We start from the raw sequence: 18270 nt of genomic DNA on the forward strand, positions 1-18270 counted from the left end.
ATGAATGTACGCACTTTGGATATCACGTACAGAACGTCAGGGTTTCACTCCTGACAACGTGGATCACGAGGATTACGAGAAGAGCTTGCTCGTGTCCTCAACAGGCGTGCTCGGAACGCGCCTGATCTCCAACTCCACCCCCAATTCCTGCAGCTCTTTAAACGCAGCGACATCCTCGTCGTTAACTGCGACGGAGGTGGCGACTTGGCGCTTTCCTTCCGACATGTGCATGTTGCCGATGTTTACCTTCTTTATAGGCACACCGCCCTTGACGAGCGTAAGCACGTCTTCCGGTGTTTCGGCCACGATGAAGATCTTCTGGCGCGGGCTCGCCTTGCCAATGACGTCGATGGTCTTCTGCAGGGAGAAGAAACGCGTAGCGACGCCGGCGGGAGCGGCCATCTTCATGAGGTTCTGGCGCATGGTGTTGGACGCCACGTCGTCGTTGGCGACGAGGATGAGGTTGGAGCCCAGAGTGGAGTTCCACTGGGTGGCAACCTGACCATGAACCAGTCGGTTATCGATGCGGGTAAGAAGAATGTTGGGTTCTGCCATGTTGATCAGCTTCCTTTCGATATTTGCTGACGACAGTTACTTGATCTCCTGAATCGCGTAACGCGAAACATCTACGACGGCTCCGGATCGGACTTTGATCTGGACCTTCTCGCCTTCAATGCCTTTGACGGTTCCGTAGATACCGCCGGCGAAAAGAACCTCCTGACCCGGCTTGAGCTCGGTGTGCAGCTCCTTGAAGTACTTCTGCTTCTTCTTCATGTTGATTTGCGACCAGATGGTGTAAATCAAGCCCATGATGACAAGCAGGCCTAAAAGGGCGACCGAGGAGCTCAGGACGTTGGCTCCGAAATCGGCCATTAGATGCCGTCCTCGTCGCCGAAGATATCCTCTTCCTCGGAGCCGGCAACGGATGCGACCGTCTGGGCGGTGATGCCCGTCTGGCCAACGGTCACGGCCTGCTCGCCAAGCTCGGCGAGCGTGGCATTGCCGCGGAGGAACAGGAGCTCAATAACCATGGGAAGGTTGGTGCCAGTCAGAACCTCGACGTTGTCGACATCCTGGGCAATCATCATCGACTGGTTGAACGGGGTACCACCGAGCAAGTCGGTAAAGACGAGCACGCCATCGCACTCCTCGCGCATGGCGGTAATAGCGGCGCGGAGATCCTCACCGTAGGATGCGGCCTGATCGCCCTCAAAAGGAACGACGGTAAAAGCAGGCTGGTCGCCGGCAACCATAGCGATAGCGCTTGCAAGGCCGGGTGCGAACTGTCCATGACCGGTAAGAATAAAGCCAACCATTCAAATTTCCCTTCCGAAGGTGTGTACGATCTGAGTCCGATGATTTTCGGAAGCCAGCGGGCACTTGCCCTTAAAGCTTCTTAGAAAGCGTTCTTTGAAGACCAGTGGTTTCTAAACTGGTAGTAACCACGTGACGTGTTGTTGTCACTATATCACCCCAGAAGAGATCGCTTTCGCTGATTCAAACAGTAAAACGTTTTTGCACCGCTCACGGTGATATTTCGACCGTTTACCGCTCGTTAACACTTTTACCTGCGGTTTTGAAACCGTTTCGAAACGCTTTGGCAAAAGAACGGATCTTTCCCGGTGTCTAAACAACGCAGGGCGGCTAAAAATAGCGTGTAGAAAAATTGCAGGTCATTGTGAAGATATGTGAATTGGTCTTTTTGACTTAATACCAGTTAGAACCAGTTTTGAGATTATCGGTGAACGGTAGTTTTCGACCGTTCACCGGTTACTTGCAATCGTTTGCAGTTGTTTTCCCATATGAATCGGGGAACCCGATGAAGCACTTGTGCGATCACGGAAAGTTTTGACATTTGTCCTCATCCCCCGCGCACCAAACTCAGGCACCCAAAATGAGCCAATAGTTCACGCTAATCGTTTTCAATCATTACTTACTCAATATTCGTAATTATTTATCGTTTATCGTTTATTCTGATATGATACAAGTATCATCCAAGACATTGGTTGGAGGAGCTATGATCCGCTGGAACGTATCCAAATCGAATGAAGCCATCGACCGTGAACAGGCAATAGCCGATCTGAGAAAGCTCACTCGCATCTGCAAATGGGCCACAATCTGCATTACCACCGCGCTCGCTCTGGGACTCCTCGCAGTCATTGCGATTGACCTTCTACTCATATTGCCTGGACTCTCCCAAGGGTCGTGTCTCCAATCCGTAGAACTTCAAGCCGGCGAAGGACCGTGCCTTGCTATCGTCGGTACCAATGCACAGGCCCCACTTATGCTCGTCGCACACGATGGTCACACTGCCATAGGAAGCCTCTTGATGACATGTCTCGCGCTTACCATCGCGCTAAGCGTGCGCAGGCTTTTCTTCAACATTGAAAAGAAAGGCAGGCCCTTTGACCTTGAATGTAACCAGACGCTTCGTCGAGTAGGACATTTATTCCTTATCGGCGGCGTTTCCGTGAGACTTCTTGGTGCCGTAATCACGGGAATGATACTCTCAGGATTTGGCGGCAGCTTTACGGATGCGTTCGTCGGCCAGTTATTCGAGCCCTCCATGCTCTTTGCAGGCCTGATTATTTGCCTGATTGCCAGCATCTTCCGCTACGGGTATATCCTGCAAAAACAAGATGACGAGTTGCTCTAGGGGGAATCCATGATTATTCTGCGGCTTGACCGCATGCTTGCCGAACGCAAGATCTCATCCAAAGAGCTTGCGGAACGCGTGGGCATCTCCCAGGTCAATATGTCGCGCATCAAGACGGGCAAGGTTTCTGCCGTGCGCTTTTCAACTCTTGATGCGATATGCCGGGCACTCGACTGCCAACCGGGCGATGTGCTGGAATATATGCCTGACGATGAAGCCGATAACCTTTTTGGACTTAAAGATTCATAGGCATAATTTAGCCACCAGCGCCTAAACGCAAATAGCCCGCTAGAACAACATCCGTTCTAGCGGGCTATTCAGATATTTCGGCTACGCGCTCGGTGGCTCAGACAAATCTTTACGCAAACAGGCCGTAGATGCTGATGTTGGCCTTGGCGTACAGGCCGTTAGCGTACTCGGTCCACTTGGAGCTGGCGCTCGAGGCCTGCGAAGAATACTGCTGGTAGGCGGTGTAATAGGCGGTCATGGCCTGCTTATAGGTCGCACTATCGGCCGTAAAGGCATCGTCGGCAAAGGCCTTGGCATAGGTGCTGTCGGCGTCCTTCCAAGTGCCCTTCTCACTATCCCACTCGTCACCGGCAAGGTTGATGATGTAGTCGGCGTAGTCCTTGCTCGCGGTCTCCTCGTTGCCGTCAGCAGGCTCGGTCGGAGCGGTCGGCATGCTTGCGGAGCTATCGCCCACCTTCTTCTTGTAGAGCTTCTGCAGCGTCGCGGACTGGCGAACGATCTGCTTGGCCTGGTCCTTGGACACGCCATACTGCGTGGCCATGGTCTTGTAGTCCGAAGTGCCGATGGAATCCTCGGCGTATTTCTTCATCTCCTTAGAAGAGACGGTGATGCCCTCGTCCTCGGCAGCATCGAGCAGGATCTTGTTGCGCACGTAGGACAGGATGACGTCGGCAGACGGAGCGGTATAGTTGCCGTCGTCGTCCTTGACGGTGTCGAGACTGTACTGGCTCTCGATGGCCTCGCGCGCGGTGATGTCACTCTTCTTGCCGTTGTAGCTGTAGCTTGCCACGGTCGAATCGAGCTGGTCCTCGGTCAGGGTCGCCGAGCCGACGCCCTTGCCGCCAAAACCGCCATTGCCAATAAAGAAGCCAATCACGGCAGCAATCACGACTGCAACCACAAAGGCGGCAATCATCGTCTTCTTGTGCTTGCAAGCGTGGTCATCCACGTCGGAGTCATCGTCCTCGTCCTGCTCCTCGGGCATCAGATTCTCGTCAGCGGCATCCGCGGCAATCTGAGCCTCCAGACGGGCGTCCTCCTCCTCGGCCGTCGTACCGGCAGCAATGTGCTCGGCAGACGTACCGGTGACCAGGTCGATCTTCTCGTCCTCATCACCGTCGGGGCCTTCGCCGCGCTCGATGATCTGAATGCCGTCGATCTCGTCCTTCTCGTCCTTCTTTTGAATCAGACCCATATTAGTTACTCCTTGTTAGGAAACATAGTCCTCAATAGAATACGCCCGACAGAGCGCCGGGCGTATTGATTCTTAGGTTATACGCAAACACTTAAGTACTATTTAGGCGTTTGCAGCGTGCATACCTTAGACCAGGTGCGCGACAACGGCATCAGCAAAGGCCTGCGTGCCCACCGCGCCCTCAACGGAGCCGGTCTGGGCACGACGCACGTCACCGGTAACCTGCTCGCCCTCGTCGAGCGTGGCAGAGACGGCGGCGCGAATGCGATTGGCAGCGTCGTTCTCGCCCAGGTGATCGAGCATCATCGCAGCAGAGAGGATCTCGGCTGTGGGGTTGGCGATATCCTGGCCAGCGATATCGGGCGCGGAGCCGTGCGTAGCCTCGAAGATGGCGCAGTCGGCACCGATGTTGGAGCCGGGGGCCATGCCTAAGCCGCCCACCAGGCCGGCGCACAGGTCGCTCACGATGTCGCCGTACAGGTTGGGCAGCACCAGGACATCGAAGTCGTTGGGGTTCTGGACCAGGCCCATGCAGGTGGCGTCGACGATCTTGTCGTTGAACTCGATATCGGGATAGTTGGCGGCCACCTCGCGCGCAACGCGTAGGAACAGGCCGTCGGTCGCCTTCATGATGTTGGCCTTGTGCACGGCCGTCACCTTTTTGCGGCCGCAGCGACGGGCATACTCAAAGGCATACTCCACAATGCGGCGGCTCTTGGCGATAGAGATCGGCTTGATCGAGATCGCGGAATCGGCGGCGAAGGTCTTCTGGCCCGAGCGCTCGACGAGCTGCGAGAGCTCCTCGACCTCGGCAGTGCCCTCATCGAACTCGATGCCGGCGTAGAGGTCCTCGGTGTTCTCGCGCACGATGACCAGGTCGACATCGCGGAAACGCGAGCCGTCGCCCGGCTGCGACAGGCAAGGGCGCACGCAGGCGTACAGGTCGAAGTGCTTGCGCAGGGCCACGTTAACGCTGCGGAAGCCCGTACCGACCGGCGTGGTGATGGGGCCCTTGATGGCAACCTTGGTCTCGGCGACCGCATCGAGCACATGTTGGGGCAGCGGCGTGCCAAACTCGTCCATGACGCCGGCGCCGGCCTCCTGGACGTTCCAATTGATCTGGACACCGGCAGCCTCGACCACGCGGCACATGGCCTGCGTAATCTCGGGACCGATACCGTCACCGGGAATCAGGACTACATCGTGCGCCATAATCTGTTACTCCTCGTCTTCGGCGTCGTCAGATTTTTTAACGCTAGCACGCTTCTTCTTTTTGGAGAGATCCAGGCCAAAACGTTTAACAAGCATTTCGCAAATCTCGCTCGAACGGGCCTTGAGATAGCTGCCCTTGCCGTTCTCGGCATCGAACTTAAGGCGCAGCGCAAGCTTCTCGGCAACCTCGGCGTCGATCTCGCCCTGGCAAAACTCGTACAGGCAACCGAGCATGTCGCGATACTCAAGGTCGCCGTGGTAGCACTGGATGGCCTCGTCCAGGATGGGCCAAGCCTCGCGCGAACGCTCGACGCTCGTGGCACCCCACACGCACAGCAGGCGGAAGGCGGCATAGCGCAGCGTGGAGGAGATCTCGTCGAACAGTGCAGTCTCGGCGCCCTCAAAGGCATCGCCCAGCTGCTCGGGGCAGGTGGTAGCGAGCGCCGTCAGGGCATCGAGGGCCTCCCAGCGGGTCTGCGCCTCGGGGCGGTCGAGCGCCTCGACCAGCGCGGGCACGCAGGGCACGACGCGCTGCGGATCGCGCTCGGCAAGTAGGTGAAGCACGCGGGCGGCAAACTGGCGGATGCGGCGCGTGGGGCAGCCGAGCTCCTTGACCAGACGGTCGACGGCGTTCTCGTTCTCCTCTGCCAGCTGAAGCTGTGCCAGCTCCTCGTCGGTGAGCTGTTCGTCTTTGTTTTCTGCCATAGTTACCTCTTCTTACTATTTCTTAGCGTGCTTGCCAGCACCCTTGCTGTCATCGGTGACCGAAATGAGCTGTCGGTCGGCCGCGCCATTGCGACGCGCACGGCGGCGTTCCTCAGCGTCGCCCGCGTCGGCGGCGGCGCGATGAGCCTTGTTGACGTTAAAGACCTCGTCGTGCTTGCGCCACGGACCGACGGACTCGCCAAAGCTCATTTTAAGACCGGCGATAAAGCCGCCGAGCCAGCCGATCGGCGCAAACTGCACCAGCGGGAACAGCGAGAACACCCAGGTCAGCAGGACGACTGCCGCCGCTCCCGCAAAGTTGGCAATCCAGTAGTCGCGCTTGGTGATGACGCGCTTTTCGCACGCCCACTGACCGCACAAAAAGCCAATGTAGATCGCAAAGAGAAAGAGCACCAGCGCTAACACCACGAACGTCCAGCTCATGGGCGCTACTCCCCGTGATGGTGGCCGCAGCAGCACTCGTGGCCGTCGTCATGGCCGTGGCCGCCGCAGCACTCGTGGTCCTCGCCGTGATGGTGACCGCAACCGCACTCATGGTCGTCGCCGTGCTCGCCGCAACCGCAGCCGTCCTCGTGAGCGCCATGCTCCTCAGGACGATACTGCGACCAGTCCAGACCGGCGGCGATGGCGTCGGCCTCCTCCTTATAGAGGACCGTGATGGCCTGGGTGCCCAGCTTGGCACCACCGATGGCATCGAGCATGTCGTAGAGCGTAAAGGCCACGTCGGCGCCGGGCAGCGCAAGCTCGCGATCGTCGGCATAGGCGAGCGCCAAGCGCAGGTCCTTGATGAAGTGCTCGACCATAAAGCCGGGCTTGTAGTCGCCGTCGAGCGCCTTGGGAGCCAGGCTCTCCATGGCGCCGGACTTGCCGGTACCGCCCAGGATCATCTGGCGGGTCTTCTCCAGGTCAAGGCCGCTCAGCTCGGCAAATGCCATGGCGTCTGCCATGCCGACCATGCAGGCGCCCAGTGACACCTGGTTGGCGAGCTTGGCAGCCTGGCCCTTGCCGGCGCCGTCGAAGCAGCAGATGTTGGCCGCGAAGGTGGCAAGGATGTCGCGGACCGGCGCGATGTCGTTCTCGGTGGCGCCCACGATAGCCGTAAGCGTGCCGGCGATAGCACCCGACTCGCCGCCGGTGACGGGGCAGTCAAACGCCATGCGACCGGAAACCTGGGCGGCCTCGGCAATGTCGCGCGCCAGCTCGGGCGAGCTCGTGGTAAGGTCGATCAGGACCGCGCCGGGCTTAGTGCACGCGAGCAGACCGTCGCCCGCCAGGTAAAGTTCCTCGACCTCGGAGGGATAGCCCACCATGGTAAAGACGACATCGGCGTTCGCCACAGCGTCGGCCGGCGTTTCGGCCCAGACGGCACCGCGCTCGATAAGCGCGGCAGCCTTGGACTTGGTGCGGTTGTTGACCGTGACGGGATAGCCGGCGTCCAGAATGTGGCCGGCGATGGGGGCACCCATGATTCCGGTGCCGATGAATGCGACGGAGAGCTTGTTTGCCATGAAACCTTTCCTTTTGGGTTGGGTGTTGTTACCAGGTTGAATGCTCGGTGCCAGCGTTTGGGCTGTGAGTCGAGGGCGATTACGGACGCAGCGCTTGCCTACTGACCGCGCACGCGGCGGGCGATACGGTCGGAAAGCGACGCCTTGTCGGCGCGGTTCTTACCCCAAAACGCGCAGCCCACCATGCCGGGGCCCACGTGCGAGCCGATGGTGGGACCCACGGAGCCGCGAATGATCGTGACGTCGGCGCAACCCTCCTCCTTGCGGATGGCGGCTTCGAGCCAGTCACCATCCTTTTCGGCATCGGCCGTCATGATGGCGATGGGCATGGTGCGATCGGGCACGTAGTTCTCGCGGAACGACTTGAGGATGGACTTGAGCGCCTTCTTGCGGCCGCGGTTGACGCCGATCAGCGACAGCGAGCCGGCCAGGTCGTAGGAGAGCTCGGGCTTGACGTCGAGCTTTGCCGTGAGCTGCGCCGCCGCGGGAGGAATGCGGCCGCCGGCAGCCAGTGCGTCGAAGCTCTCGAGCGTAAAGTAGCCGTGCACGTAGGTCTTGGCCTCGTTTGCCCAATCGACCAGCTGCTTGGCAGTCAGTCCCGCCGAACGCTGACGCACGGCCTCGAGCGCCAAGAGCGCGCCGGCCGCGCAGGGCAGAGCGTTGTCGACCACGTACAGCTCAAAATCGGGATACTCGGCACGCACGGCGTCCGCCGCCTGGCACGCGGAGTTGTAGCTCGACGACAGCGCCGAGGTAAAACACAGGTAGACCGTGGGCGTGCCCTCTTTGGCGCACTCGGTAAAGAACTCGATATAGCGACCGAGCGACACAGCCGAGGTGGACACGCGGGCACCGGCGCGCATGCGGTCGTAGAACTCCTTAGGGCTCATGCTCGACCAGATGTCATCCGTGCGCTCTTCGCCATCGATAATGAAGGGGAAACCCAGGATATCGACATCAAGGTTCGCGGCGACCTCGGGACTAAAGTCGCAGCAGGTATCGACGACGATGCGGCAACGGTCCGAATGGCCGGTAGATGCAGCCTTGTCCATCAAAGCGACTCCTTACGTAAAAAAGGCGGCCACCCGCATGGGATGGCCGCCAACCGTTAACTCATGCAAGTTAACGTATTTTACTCGTCAAGTGTTTCGATGCGGGGCTTGATGATGCCATATCCACCATTCTTACGGTGATACACCACATTGATGAGGCCGGTCGTCGCGTTCTCGAACACGTAGAAGTCGTGACCCAGCAGATCGGTCTGCACCAGCGCCTGTTCCTCGGTCATCGGGGTGACGTCAATAACCTTCTCGCGGACGAGCAGGTCGTCCTCCTCCTCGGGCAGCAGCAGGTCGGCCAGATCCTCGACGCGCTCGACCGGCGCAACATCCGCGGCGCTGGCACCGCCCTGGCGGTTGTCCACGACCTTGGTCTTGAACTTACGCAGCTGGCGGGTGACCTTATCGGCGGAGAGGTCGATGGCGGCGTACATATCTGCACCGTGCTCGGCAACGCGAATCACCGAACCGCGGGCACGAACCGTAACCTCGACGATTGCCGGGTTGGGGTTCGAGGGGTTCTTCTCATAGCGAAGTACAACGTCGACCGTCATGGGCTCGATATCGAAAACCTTGAGCGCCTCGCCGATCTTCTCATCCACATGCGCACGCAGAGCATCGGTTACCGTCGTCTTGCGTCCAGAAACCTTGATATCCATACGTGGCTCCAATCTGCCTCGGGGACTTACTGTACTGGCTATGTACCCATTGCCGTGCATTTAATCACGCGGATTCCTAAAGACCCGAATAACGATTGCTTGATACCGCATACCGAAGTCTCGTACTTTTCCATGGCAAAGTGCGCTATAGGAGGGGCCGGCGGCTTTGTATTTGGTCCCGAAAATTAGCTTTGACCTGCTGGTTTTATTGGGATGAAAAAGCCGGGTTCCCCTATTGGGGAAGCCCGGCAGTGCGTGTTGAAACCGTGAAGAAGTGTCCTTTCCAACGTATAGGAGACACCACCCCTAGCAATAACTAGCTATTGAGTTTGTTAATGTCGTCGTCGGTGATGGCGCCTTCCTGGCTGGACGATTTGTCCTCGGAGGATGCGGTCTCATTGTTGGAATCGGAGGACTCGCTGCCGGAGGACGTGGTCTCACTGGACTCAGAGTCGCCCGGCTGCACGTTAGCGCCCGAAACCGTCTTAGTGGTGAGGTCGTAGGGCATCGTGCCATACCAGACGCAGTGGACCGCCTCGAGCGTGCCGTCGGCCGTAATACCGTCGAGGGCATCGCTCACGGCACGGCATAGTTCGTCATTGGACGAGAGGCCCACAACACCAAGCGTCGAGGGCGCCTCGAGCGCACCGACATAGGAGATCTCGCTCATCAGGCGTGCAAGGTAGCCGCCGGCCGTGGAGTCGCAGATCACATAGTCGACCTCGCCGGACTCGAGCGCCTCAAAGCACTCGTTGATGTTGGAGTAGGTCTTTTGGTTGGCGGTAATGCTCTGCTTAGCAAGCGCCTCCTGCGAGGCCGAGGACATCTGAACGCCCAGGGTGGACGTGCTAAGGGTATCGGTGGAAACGCTTAGCGACCCACCATCTCTAGTTTTACCGAACACGGAAGTGGCATCGTACAGGCAGGTGCCGAGCGAGCTAATGTCCCCGTCCGTGGAGTTAATCTCGCCGATAAAGATATCGGCCTTTTTGTCGCCGAGCGCGGAACCTGCCGAGGACGCATCGACAAAGGCGACCTTAAGGCCCATGCGGCTTGCGAGGGCGCGGGCGGCGTCAACCGCATACCCCGTGAGCTCGCCGTCGGCGTCCTGCATGGCCTGCGGCGCATCGGAAGTATCGAGGGCGACCGTCAGGGTTCCGGGAGTGACCAGGGCGTCGTCCGACACCGCCGGCGTGACGGTCTCGTACTCGATCTGGTCGATCGTGGGAGTCGTGAACGTAGACAGCGGGTTGAACGCGCATCCGCTCAGGCCCAAAACGGCGATGACCGCTGCGGTCCCAGCACCTAACCGAGCCGCGTGCATCAAGCTGCCCCTCACCATGTCCACTACCCTGCCTTCTGTGTCGTATACGATCCGTGCGTTGCGCGGAATATCAGGTTGTTCCCACCAGCTGACCTGGTATTTGACCCCACACTTGCGCACCGGGGTGTTTGCTCGGGAGGCCGCAGCCACCTTCACGACTGACCCGCTCGCCCGCGAGGCGGTATTGCCCCAAAGAAAGTAGAACGGACGGTGCGGCTTACATCTAGGACGCGCCATGATCGCGCCGCGCGCACGCGGTCGCTTACGTGGATCCCTTTGACCGCGTCTGTCTTGGACTAGGACGGGCATTTCGTCCGTCCGCAACCACAGCCTGGTAGGAACGAAGCGCATTATAGCTAAGTTCAAGCTAAAGTTTAAGGTTAGGGGCGTTATTCGCATCGCGAGTACAGATTTCGCAGGTCGGGGCGGATCATTCGTGCCCCCATGAAGCCCGGAGCTCCCCCACGGGGAGCTCCGGGGCACCCGTCTCAGGGTGCCGTGTGCAAAAAACGGCAAATATGAGTACTGTTACCAATTTAGTAGCAGAGTATTACCGCCTCACGAGCCCTTTTTGAGTTCCGCACAGCCTGCTTGGCGCCAAGATATTCCACATTCGTTTATTATCTCTTCGCTGAATCCAGATTATCGGCCCAAGTTTCTTTGTTTTTGCTGTCACTAATCTAGTAACAGTACTCATATTTGCCGTTTTTTGCACAGAGCATATAAACAGACCCCCTATAAAGCCATAGTTTTACGCTGGCTTGAGCCCAAAGCACGCTCGGAGCGTATTCAGCAGAGCATCTTGCCTCTTTCGACGAGCCTCTACGCGATTCTGATATCGCTTACCCATACGCTGGTGGATGCGCCATGCGAGCGCTTCCATCGCTTCCATGTCGCGGAGCATTTCGTTGTTGACCGTCGCGACCTCGATTCCCATAGTAATCAAGCCCGTGTTGCGTTTTTCATCATGGATACGTCCCCTCCGGGAGGAATGACCCAGCTCACCGTTGTATTCCAGGTCAAACCGGGCTGCCTCCTGATACGCATCGCAAACTGCATGCGGCATCCCCGAGATTGCCTGCGCGCGGCCATCGAACTCAATCTTGTAGTCGGTCTTAAAGGGACCGCAGGCAAATCCGCCATAGGAAAACGGAAGCGAAAACAGAGCGAGCATGATGCACTCCATGCGTGAGCGCAGGTTTTCCGAAAGATAGGGACACAGACGCTGCAGCTGCTTGGCTGCGTTCCCCTTGCATACCGCGAGGTAATCTGCCAGACGATCGGGCGTCAGCACCGGCTCAACCTCAAAGTAGCCCACATCTGCTGGCTGGTCCTTGTCCTTTGCAAGTTTATTCGTAACAGGCGAGGTGTAGGGAGGCAGATACTTCCCGCGGTCGCTCAGTGAAATCTTAGAGCATAGTTCCTGGGCCAGGGCAAACGCCTGGATGCAGCCGACCTCGCGCGCAACGGCAACACAAAGGGCCTCGGGAGATAGACTGTACACCCCCGGTTCCACCTCTAGAATCGAGCCGGCGGGCAACTCGGAGCATGCGGACCAGCTCACGCCAAGAATACGGCGGCGCTGCGCTGCAGACCCTACCAGCAAGCACAAATCCTCTTGCACCTCGCCGCTTGCGGCCCCAATCCGCACCAAATCGGGAAGATAGATGTCCTCGGTCGAGGGCGACGACGTGCGCAGCGCGCGGCGCTCTTCATCGGGATCGAGGTCCCTCCAGCTGATGTAACCCATTTGTCGGCGCTCGGCGCGCATCATGCGTAGCGCCGAGGCACCCGTCAGAATTACGGAAGCAGCCAGCTGCTCGCTTGCAGGCTTGCCACGCTGCCCGATCTTTATTGCCATCTGAACCACCCCTACCAAACACGTGCGATAGCAAGGCCATCGACTGCTGCGGCGCCGGCGCGCTTGAGTTCCGCCGAAGCCGCTGCCATCGTCGCACCCGTGGTGATAACGTCGTCGATAAGCAGCAGGCGCTTGCCCCGCACATCCTCAACCGTCTCGTACATGCCTTGGGCACGCTCGCGGCGCTCCTCACGACCGAGTTCGCGCTGGTCGCCATGCCCGTACTTGACGAGAGCATCGAGCAGGGGAACACCCGACAGCTCGCAAAATGGGCGCGCAATAGCCTCCATATGATCAAAACCACGCCGCCGAAACGCTGCCGCCGTCGCAGGCACAAACACCACCGCATCCGCACCGGACAGCACACCTCCATAGCGATCGGGCGCTACGACCTGGGCATGCAGGGCGGTGTCGTAGAGCAGCTCCGCCAGATACGGAGCCAGACGTCGCTCGCCCGCATCCTTGTACGCTTTAATGATGCGCGGCAGCGGATGCGCATAGACGGCGCACGCCAGGCAGCGGTCGAGCGCCTCCGTCATTGCCGAGGACGTGCCCTCGACCGAACACTCAGTGCACAGCAAATCCCCAAACGGGGCGCTGCATCGGGTGCAGCTATGACGTGGGTCGATGAGCGTGAACGCGGCAAGGCAGTCTTGGCAAATAAGCGCACCGGCGCGCTCGCAGCCGGCACATCGTGTTGGCGACAATGCCTCGAGCGCCTCGCGTGCCACCCACTCGGCAAACGGTAGCAATTCGTCCGCAAACGGTAGGGCACCGGCACCCTGCAAACAGCTCAATATGTTCAGATGGCTCTTCAAGACACAACCCTCCCTACGTTCGGCCGCAGGGAGGGTTGTTGATTCGGCGCTATGATACCCCGATGCGCTCGGGGCAAGGCGGGCTAAATCCGCTCGCGGGCGTTATTCGCCGGCAGGCGGTTGTGGTGCGGACGAAGACGGGGTCGAGCCCTCGCCACCATCCTGGCGCGGCTTGCGGGAACGGCGACGGCGACGGCGCTTTTGACCCTGGTCGGCCGAGCCCTCGCCACCGCGCGGCTCGCGTTCGTCGCGAGCGGCGCCATGCGAAGCCTTGGCAGCCGCTCCCCCGCCATCTCCGGGACGACGGCGCGTGACCTTGACCTCGCCATCCGAGACCTGATCGGCCACGGAGGGCACTGAGGGCTTCTGTTGCGCGCCCGAGGAATGGCGACGGCGCGGACGCGGCGCGCGTTCCTCCTCGCCACGCGACTTGCCGCCCTTGTCGGCAGACGCATCGGAGGCCGAGGGGCCCTTGGAAGCGGCACCAGCCTCGCGAGCAGCTGCGGCGCGGAAGGCGTCCTCGCGCTCCTCGCTCGACAGATGACGGCGGCGGCGACGTGTGGGGTTCATGCCACCGCCGCGGTTCTGCTGCTGGGGCTGCTGGACCTCGCGCTCGCGAGAGGCGTTCTTGCCCGCGGCTGCGGCCTCGGTAGCATCGCCCGAGCCCGCGCGCTTGCGGCGGCGACGGGCACCGGCGGCCTCCTCGGCCTCGGGTGCCTCGGCCTTGCCGCGGCCCTTTCCGCGGCCACGGCCCTCGCCCTGACCCTGACCGGCGCGAGCATCGGATTCAGCATCGCGACGACGGCGCTTGGGCATCGACGTGCCGGCCAGACGGTCGGCACTCGACAGGCCATCGCCCACGTCGACGCCGTTCTCGCGATCGAGCTCCATGAGCGCCAGGCGCATCTCGGGCGACTCAATGCGCTCGAGCACGTCGCGCGTCACGCAGTCGGGGCGGCAGTTGCAGCCCTGCTCGGCGGCCTTCTTTTTGCAACCCTCCGAGCACGTCATATCGGCCAGGTTGACCTTAAAGACTTTGCCGTTCTCCAGGCGCAGCACCAGCTGCTCACGCGGCGTGTCATACTCCTGGATACGCGCCTTACCGAGCGGCGTATCGATGAGCGTCTTCTTTTTGGGCGCACGGCTCTTAAAGTCCTTGTACGCCTCGAACTCATAACGCAGGCAGCACATCAGGCGGCCGCACACGCCGCTGATCTTGGACGAGTTGAGCGGCAGGTCCTGCTCTTTTGCCATGCGGATCGAGACGGGCTCAAACTGTCCGCCAAAGCGCGTGCAGCAGAGCTCCTGTCCGCACTGGGCATAGCCGCCCACCAGGCGGGTCTCGTCGCGCACGCCGATCTGGCGCATGTCGACGCGAATGTGCAGCGTCGAGGACAGATCCTTGACGAGCTGGCGAAAATCGACGCGCTCCTCGGCCGCAAAGTAGAACACGGCCTTCTCGCCGCCAAACAGGTACTCGACGCCGACCGGCTTCATCTCGAGGTCGAGCTCCTTGACCAGGCGGCGGAAGTCGACCATGGCCTCGTCGCCCTGGATGGCCAGGTCGTCGGCAAGCTGCAGGTCGATGTCGCTCGCCACGCGCAGCACGGGCTTGAGCGGCTGACCGATCTCGTCTTGCGGCACCTCAAAGGGATCGGCCGTGACCAGGCCGATCTCGGTTCCGCGCTCGGTGGAGCAAATGGCATAATCGGCCTCGAGGATATCCAGATCCTGCGGATCGAACCACAGGTCGCGCGAGGCGTAGGTAAACTTAACGGGTACGACTAACGGCATTTCAGTGCCTTCCTGATATCGAACAGCATGACCTCGATGGCCAGCTGGGGAGTAACGTTTCTGGCGATGTTGCGCTCGGCGGTCGCGACTGCCTCGAGCGCCCGCGTGGCACCCGCAACATTGGTCGCGGCAGCAAGCCGACCGATCGTGTCGCGCACGTCTTCGTTCACCACGTCGGCCGCCTCGTCCTGAAGCGTCAGCAGCACGTCGCGCATGAGCGTCCGCGCGCTCGCCAGCGCTTCCATGATACCCGAACGCTCGCGCGCGTTGAGTTCGCGCTTGTTGCGGTCCTCAAGCTGCTTCAATGCTCCACGCGACAGGTAGTCGGCGTTTTGCTCGAGCACCTTTTCCTGTGTGGACTTGACCTCGGCGAGCGGTGCCTTGACGGCGACAATGAGCGACTTGGCACGACTAAGTACATCGGCCTCATCGGCAGCGATGAGCGAGTCGACGGCGCGAACCATCTGACGGCGGGCATCCTGGCGCTCGGCACTCTTAAGGAACTCGATGCCGCGCGTGGGGCTGCCCGCCACGGCGACGGCCATGCGACAACGCGCGATATCCTGACCAGTGGCACGGCTCACGGCGTGCGCGGCGACGGCGGGCGACACCAGCCGAAACGGCACGCACTGGCAGCGGCTCACGATGGTGGGCAACATCACGTCTGCCGAGGTGCCCAGCAAGATAAACATAACGCCCTCGGGCGGCTCCTCGAGTGTTTTGAGCAGTGCGTTGGCGCTGTTGGCGCGCAGCTGCTCGGCACGGTCAATGATGTAGACCTTGGCCTTGGCGCGGATGGGCGCCAGGGGTACGTCGTCGAGTAGCTCGCGCGTCTGGGCGATGAGGTAGCCCGTGGCGCTCTCGGGCGTGTAATAGTGCACGTCGGGGTGCGTATGGCGGGCGACGCGCACGCAGCTATCGCATGAGCCGCAGCCATCCTGCTCGCACAGGAAGGCTTGGGCGAGCGCCCACGCGGCGTCGAGCTTGCCCGCGCCGGGCGCGCCCAAAAACAGGTAGGCGTGCGATGCGCGACCGCTGGCGACGGCATTGGTCAAAAAGTCGCGCACGCGCTCTTGGGTGTCAAGCTTGGCCAGCAGGCTTGTCTGAGCGGGGGCCATGTTACTCGGCCTCCTGGGCAAGCGCGGCGGTGACGGCGTCCTGGGAAATGTCGAGGCCGTAGACGCGAACCTGCTCGACCGTCCGCGCGAAGACGTCCTCGATGGACGCGGTCGCGTCGATGAGCTTTACACGGTTTGGTTCCTCGGCGGCGATGGCGCAAAATCCCTGGTAGACACGCTCTTGGAAGGCCATGCCCTTAGCCTCCATGCGATCTGCCGCGCCACGGGCTGCCATGCGCAGCGCCGCCTGCTCGGGCGTGATGTGATAGACGAGCGTGAGCGCCGGGTGCGTCCCCGCGACGGCCAGGTTGTTGGCATCGCGCACTATCTGGCGATCGAGGCCATCGGCAAACGCCTGATAGCAAGTTGTGGAATCGTAGAAGCGGTCGCACAGGACCACCTTGCCGGCAGCAAGGGCAGGCGCGATGACCTCGTGCACCAACTGGGCGCGCGCGGCCTCGTAGAGCAACAACTCGCAGGTGTCGCCCATCGCCGTATTGGCGGGGTCGAGCAGCAGAGCACGGATCTTTTCGCTGATGGCGGTACCGCCCGGCTCGCGCAGGGTCACAACCTGGTAGCCGGCAAGGTCGAGCGCACGGGCAAGCAGGCGCGCCTGCGTAGATTTACCGGCGCCATCGACACCCTCGAGCGTAATGAAGCTATGTTGAGCGGGCTCAAAAGCCATGGGCGCAGCCCCTTCCTACAAGGCGCGTAAATGCGAGTTATAGCAACCAAGCCATGATACCCCAGGGGCAGGCGCGTCCCAAACCCCACCTAGTCATTGGGGACGTTCTTGAATGACTAGTCGTTTAAGAACGTCCCCAATGACCCCCACAACCTAGCCATCGAGGCATCCCCGAAGTTGCGGTGAAATAGGGACTGATTGAAGCTCTGAGACCGCCAAACAGTCCCTATTTCACCGCAACTTATGATGGGGATTTTTGGGCGCTGGGTATAATCGTCGTATTGCATTGAAATGTGGCGAAAGGAGTGGCAATGTCTCGGTATTGCGCCTCGTGCGGCAAACTTCTTGCAGATAATGCCAAGTTCTGCACCTCGTGCGGTGCACCCGTTGAGCAAACAACCGCAAGCGATAGCCAGCCCGCTTTTGAGCAGACCGGTCCCCTCGATACGCCGCAAGCCAAGGCGGACGACCCCCTCGCCTATCGCCCCGACCCCGCCGCAGGCCCCGCGGCCGTCGAGACCACGCAGCGCATACCCGTCGCGAGCGGCTCGCCCCAACAGCAGCCGGCTCCCGCATACGCGCCCGCTTCGCCACAGACCCCCGCTCCCAAAAAGAGCGGCATCGGGCCGCTTATCGCCGTTATCGTTGTGCTGGTGGCGATCATCATCGCCCTGGTCGTTTTCTTTGTGATCAAGCCTTTCGACAACGCCGCCACGCAGACGACTGCCGAGGTAGCTAAGCTGCACCATGACGTCGACGACGATGACCTAAAGCCTCTCGGCGATCCCAACAGCCTGTACGACGATGATGACGATGACGACGAGGATGGCGGCGAAGCAACGCTCTCCGAGCAGAACCTCTACCGTCGCCTGAGCGAATACTACGACTTGCTCGAAGACCTCGACAACTACGTCCGTGGCTGCGCGCAGAACTTCAACGGCAGCTATCTGGAAGAGGATCGGACCACCCGTCAAAATCTCGCCGACGTCGCCGAGCGCACAGAGGACACCATCGAGCAGTATTACGACATCGTCGAGGACCTGGACGTCCCGACGAGCTCTAAGAACTACAGTTCCTGGAAAGACATCGTTGCCCTGTATGACGACCTGGATCACCGCATTGACGCAATCTGTGATGCCTGGGAGATCAGCCTGAAATACACCAAGCCTGCGGATCACAAGAATGAGATCGTGGCGCCGCTGTCGCGCGACAACGTGGCGGGCACCAATGACAATAAGTACCGCCTAGACTTTGAGGAGCGCTACCCCGGCGCCAAACCCGTCGAAGTGAACTAGCGCTTTGTCGTTCCCGAGCCGGCAGTTAGGGACGTTCCCAAACTGCCGGCAGAGACGATATGAGCAGGACATAAAAACATTGAGAGCCCCTGCTGCATGAAAGACCGCGGAT

19 protein-coding genes are annotated in these 18270 nt (G+C 60.3%); 3 read left to right on the forward strand and 16 right to left on the reverse strand.

Going from position 1 to position 18270, the window contains the following annotated elements; translation table 11 throughout:
* Positions 1–72 precede the first annotated feature (72 nt).
* From agaV to I2F59_RS03755, 3 genes are read right to left on the reverse strand one after another with little or no spacing between them, the layout of a single operon-like run.
* Complete coding sequence (gene agaV / locus I2F59_RS03745) at positions 73–555, reverse strand: PTS N-acetylgalactosamine transporter subunit IIB (RefSeq protein WP_022094611.1); 483 nt, start codon at positions 553–555, stop codon at positions 73–75.
* A 36-nt stretch (positions 556–591) separates the two neighbouring features.
* Positions 592–873: a preprotein translocase subunit YajC gene (gene yajC / locus I2F59_RS03750; protein WP_022094612.1), complete on the reverse strand. Its 282-nt coding sequence runs from the start codon at positions 871–873 to the stop codon at positions 592–594.
* Positions 873–1316, reverse strand: coding sequence for a PTS sugar transporter subunit IIA domain-containing protein (locus I2F59_RS03755; protein ID WP_055310428.1), 444 nt, complete (start codon positions 1314–1316; stop codon positions 873–875). The genes yajC and I2F59_RS03755 overlap by 1 nt, the downstream gene beginning before the upstream one ends.
* Before the next feature lie 701 nt (positions 1317–2017).
* On the opposite strand from I2F59_RS03755, the gene I2F59_RS03760 reads away from it, so the two are divergent.
* On the forward strand, positions 2018–2656 hold the full coding sequence (locus I2F59_RS03760) for a DUF2975 domain-containing protein (RefSeq protein WP_195503287.1): 639 nt from the start codon (positions 2018–2020) through the stop codon (positions 2654–2656).
* A gap of 9 nt (positions 2657–2665) precedes the next feature.
* A complete protein-coding gene (locus I2F59_RS03765; protein WP_118099149.1) occupies positions 2666–2905 on the forward strand; it encodes a helix-turn-helix domain-containing protein in 240 nt (79 codons plus the stop codon).
* A gap of 109 nt (positions 2906–3014) precedes the next feature.
* On the opposite strand, the gene I2F59_RS03770 is transcribed toward I2F59_RS03765, so the two are convergent.
* From I2F59_RS03770 to tmk, 13 genes are all read right to left on the reverse strand, one after another.
* A complete protein-coding gene (locus I2F59_RS03770) occupies positions 3015–4100 on the reverse strand; it encodes a hypothetical protein (protein ID WP_195503288.1) in 1086 nt (361 codons plus the stop codon).
* A 126-nt stretch (positions 4101–4226) separates the two neighbouring features.
* The gene (locus tag I2F59_RS03775; RefSeq protein WP_195503289.1) at positions 4227–5312 is read right to left on the reverse strand and encodes an isocitrate/isopropylmalate dehydrogenase family protein; all 1086 of its coding nucleotides are present in this window, start codon (positions 5310–5312) and stop codon (positions 4227–4229) included.
* 6 nt (positions 5313–5318) lie between these two features.
* On the reverse strand, positions 5319–6017 hold the full coding sequence (locus I2F59_RS03780) for a HEAT repeat domain-containing protein (protein WP_195503290.1): 699 nt from the start codon (positions 6015–6017) through the stop codon (positions 5319–5321).
* A 15-nt stretch (positions 6018–6032) separates the two neighbouring features.
* Positions 6033–6461, reverse strand: coding sequence for a hypothetical protein (locus I2F59_RS03785; RefSeq protein WP_055310425.1), 429 nt, complete (start codon positions 6459–6461; stop codon positions 6033–6035).
* A gap of 5 nt (positions 6462–6466) precedes the next feature.
* Entirely contained in the window at positions 6467–7546 is a 1080-nt protein-coding gene (locus I2F59_RS03790; protein WP_195503291.1) for an NAD(P)-dependent oxidoreductase, read from the reverse strand.
* 98 nt (positions 7547–7644) lie between these two features.
* Entirely contained in the window at positions 7645–8598 is a 954-nt protein-coding gene (locus I2F59_RS03795; protein ID WP_161115028.1) for a DegV family protein, read from the reverse strand.
* 80 nt (positions 8599–8678) lie between these two features.
* Positions 8679–9263: a ribosome hibernation-promoting factor, HPF/YfiA family gene (gene hpf / locus I2F59_RS03800; protein ID WP_035137685.1), complete on the reverse strand. Its 585-nt coding sequence runs from the start codon at positions 9261–9263 to the stop codon at positions 8679–8681.
* A 316-nt stretch (positions 9264–9579) separates the two neighbouring features.
* Positions 9580–10605, reverse strand: coding sequence for a substrate-binding periplasmic protein (locus I2F59_RS03805; protein ID WP_229065327.1), 1026 nt, complete (start codon positions 10603–10605; stop codon positions 9580–9582).
* Positions 10606–11338: 733 nt separating this feature from the next.
* Positions 11339–12448 carry a hypothetical protein gene (locus I2F59_RS03810; RefSeq protein ID WP_195503293.1) on the reverse strand — a complete coding sequence of 370 codons (1110 nt, stop codon included), beginning with the start codon at positions 12446–12448 and terminating at the stop codon, positions 11339–11341.
* A gap of 11 nt (positions 12449–12459) precedes the next feature.
* Entirely contained in the window at positions 12460–13266 is an 807-nt protein-coding gene (locus I2F59_RS03815; RefSeq protein WP_229065323.1) for a phosphoribosyltransferase family protein, read from the reverse strand.
* Between the two features lie 102 nt (positions 13267–13368).
* The gene (locus I2F59_RS03820) at positions 13369–15060 is read right to left on the reverse strand and encodes a PSP1 domain-containing protein (RefSeq protein WP_195503294.1); all 1692 of its coding nucleotides are present in this window, start codon (positions 15058–15060) and stop codon (positions 13369–13371) included.
* Positions 15051–16178 carry a DNA polymerase III subunit gene (locus I2F59_RS03825; RefSeq protein ID WP_195503295.1) on the reverse strand — a complete coding sequence of 376 codons (1128 nt, stop codon included), beginning with the start codon at positions 16176–16178 and terminating at the stop codon, positions 15051–15053. The genes I2F59_RS03820 and I2F59_RS03825 overlap by 10 nt, the downstream gene beginning before the upstream one ends.
* A gap of 1 nt (position 16179) precedes the next feature.
* A complete protein-coding gene (gene tmk, locus I2F59_RS03830) occupies positions 16180–16863 on the reverse strand; it encodes a dTMP kinase (RefSeq protein WP_195503296.1) in 684 nt (227 codons plus the stop codon).
* 311 nt (positions 16864–17174) lie between these two features.
* Here tmk and I2F59_RS03835 point away from each other — a divergent pair, with 311 nt between their 5' ends.
* Positions 17175–18158, forward strand: a complete 984-nt coding sequence (locus I2F59_RS03835; protein ID WP_195503297.1) for a zinc-ribbon domain-containing protein — start codon at positions 17175–17177, stop codon at positions 18156–18158.
* Positions 18159–18270: the final 112 nt, after the last annotated feature.

It is taken from the genome of Collinsella aerofaciens, assembly GCF_015556945.1.
Lineage (GTDB): Bacteria > Actinomycetota > Coriobacteriia > Coriobacteriales > Coriobacteriaceae > Collinsella > Collinsella aerofaciens_AO.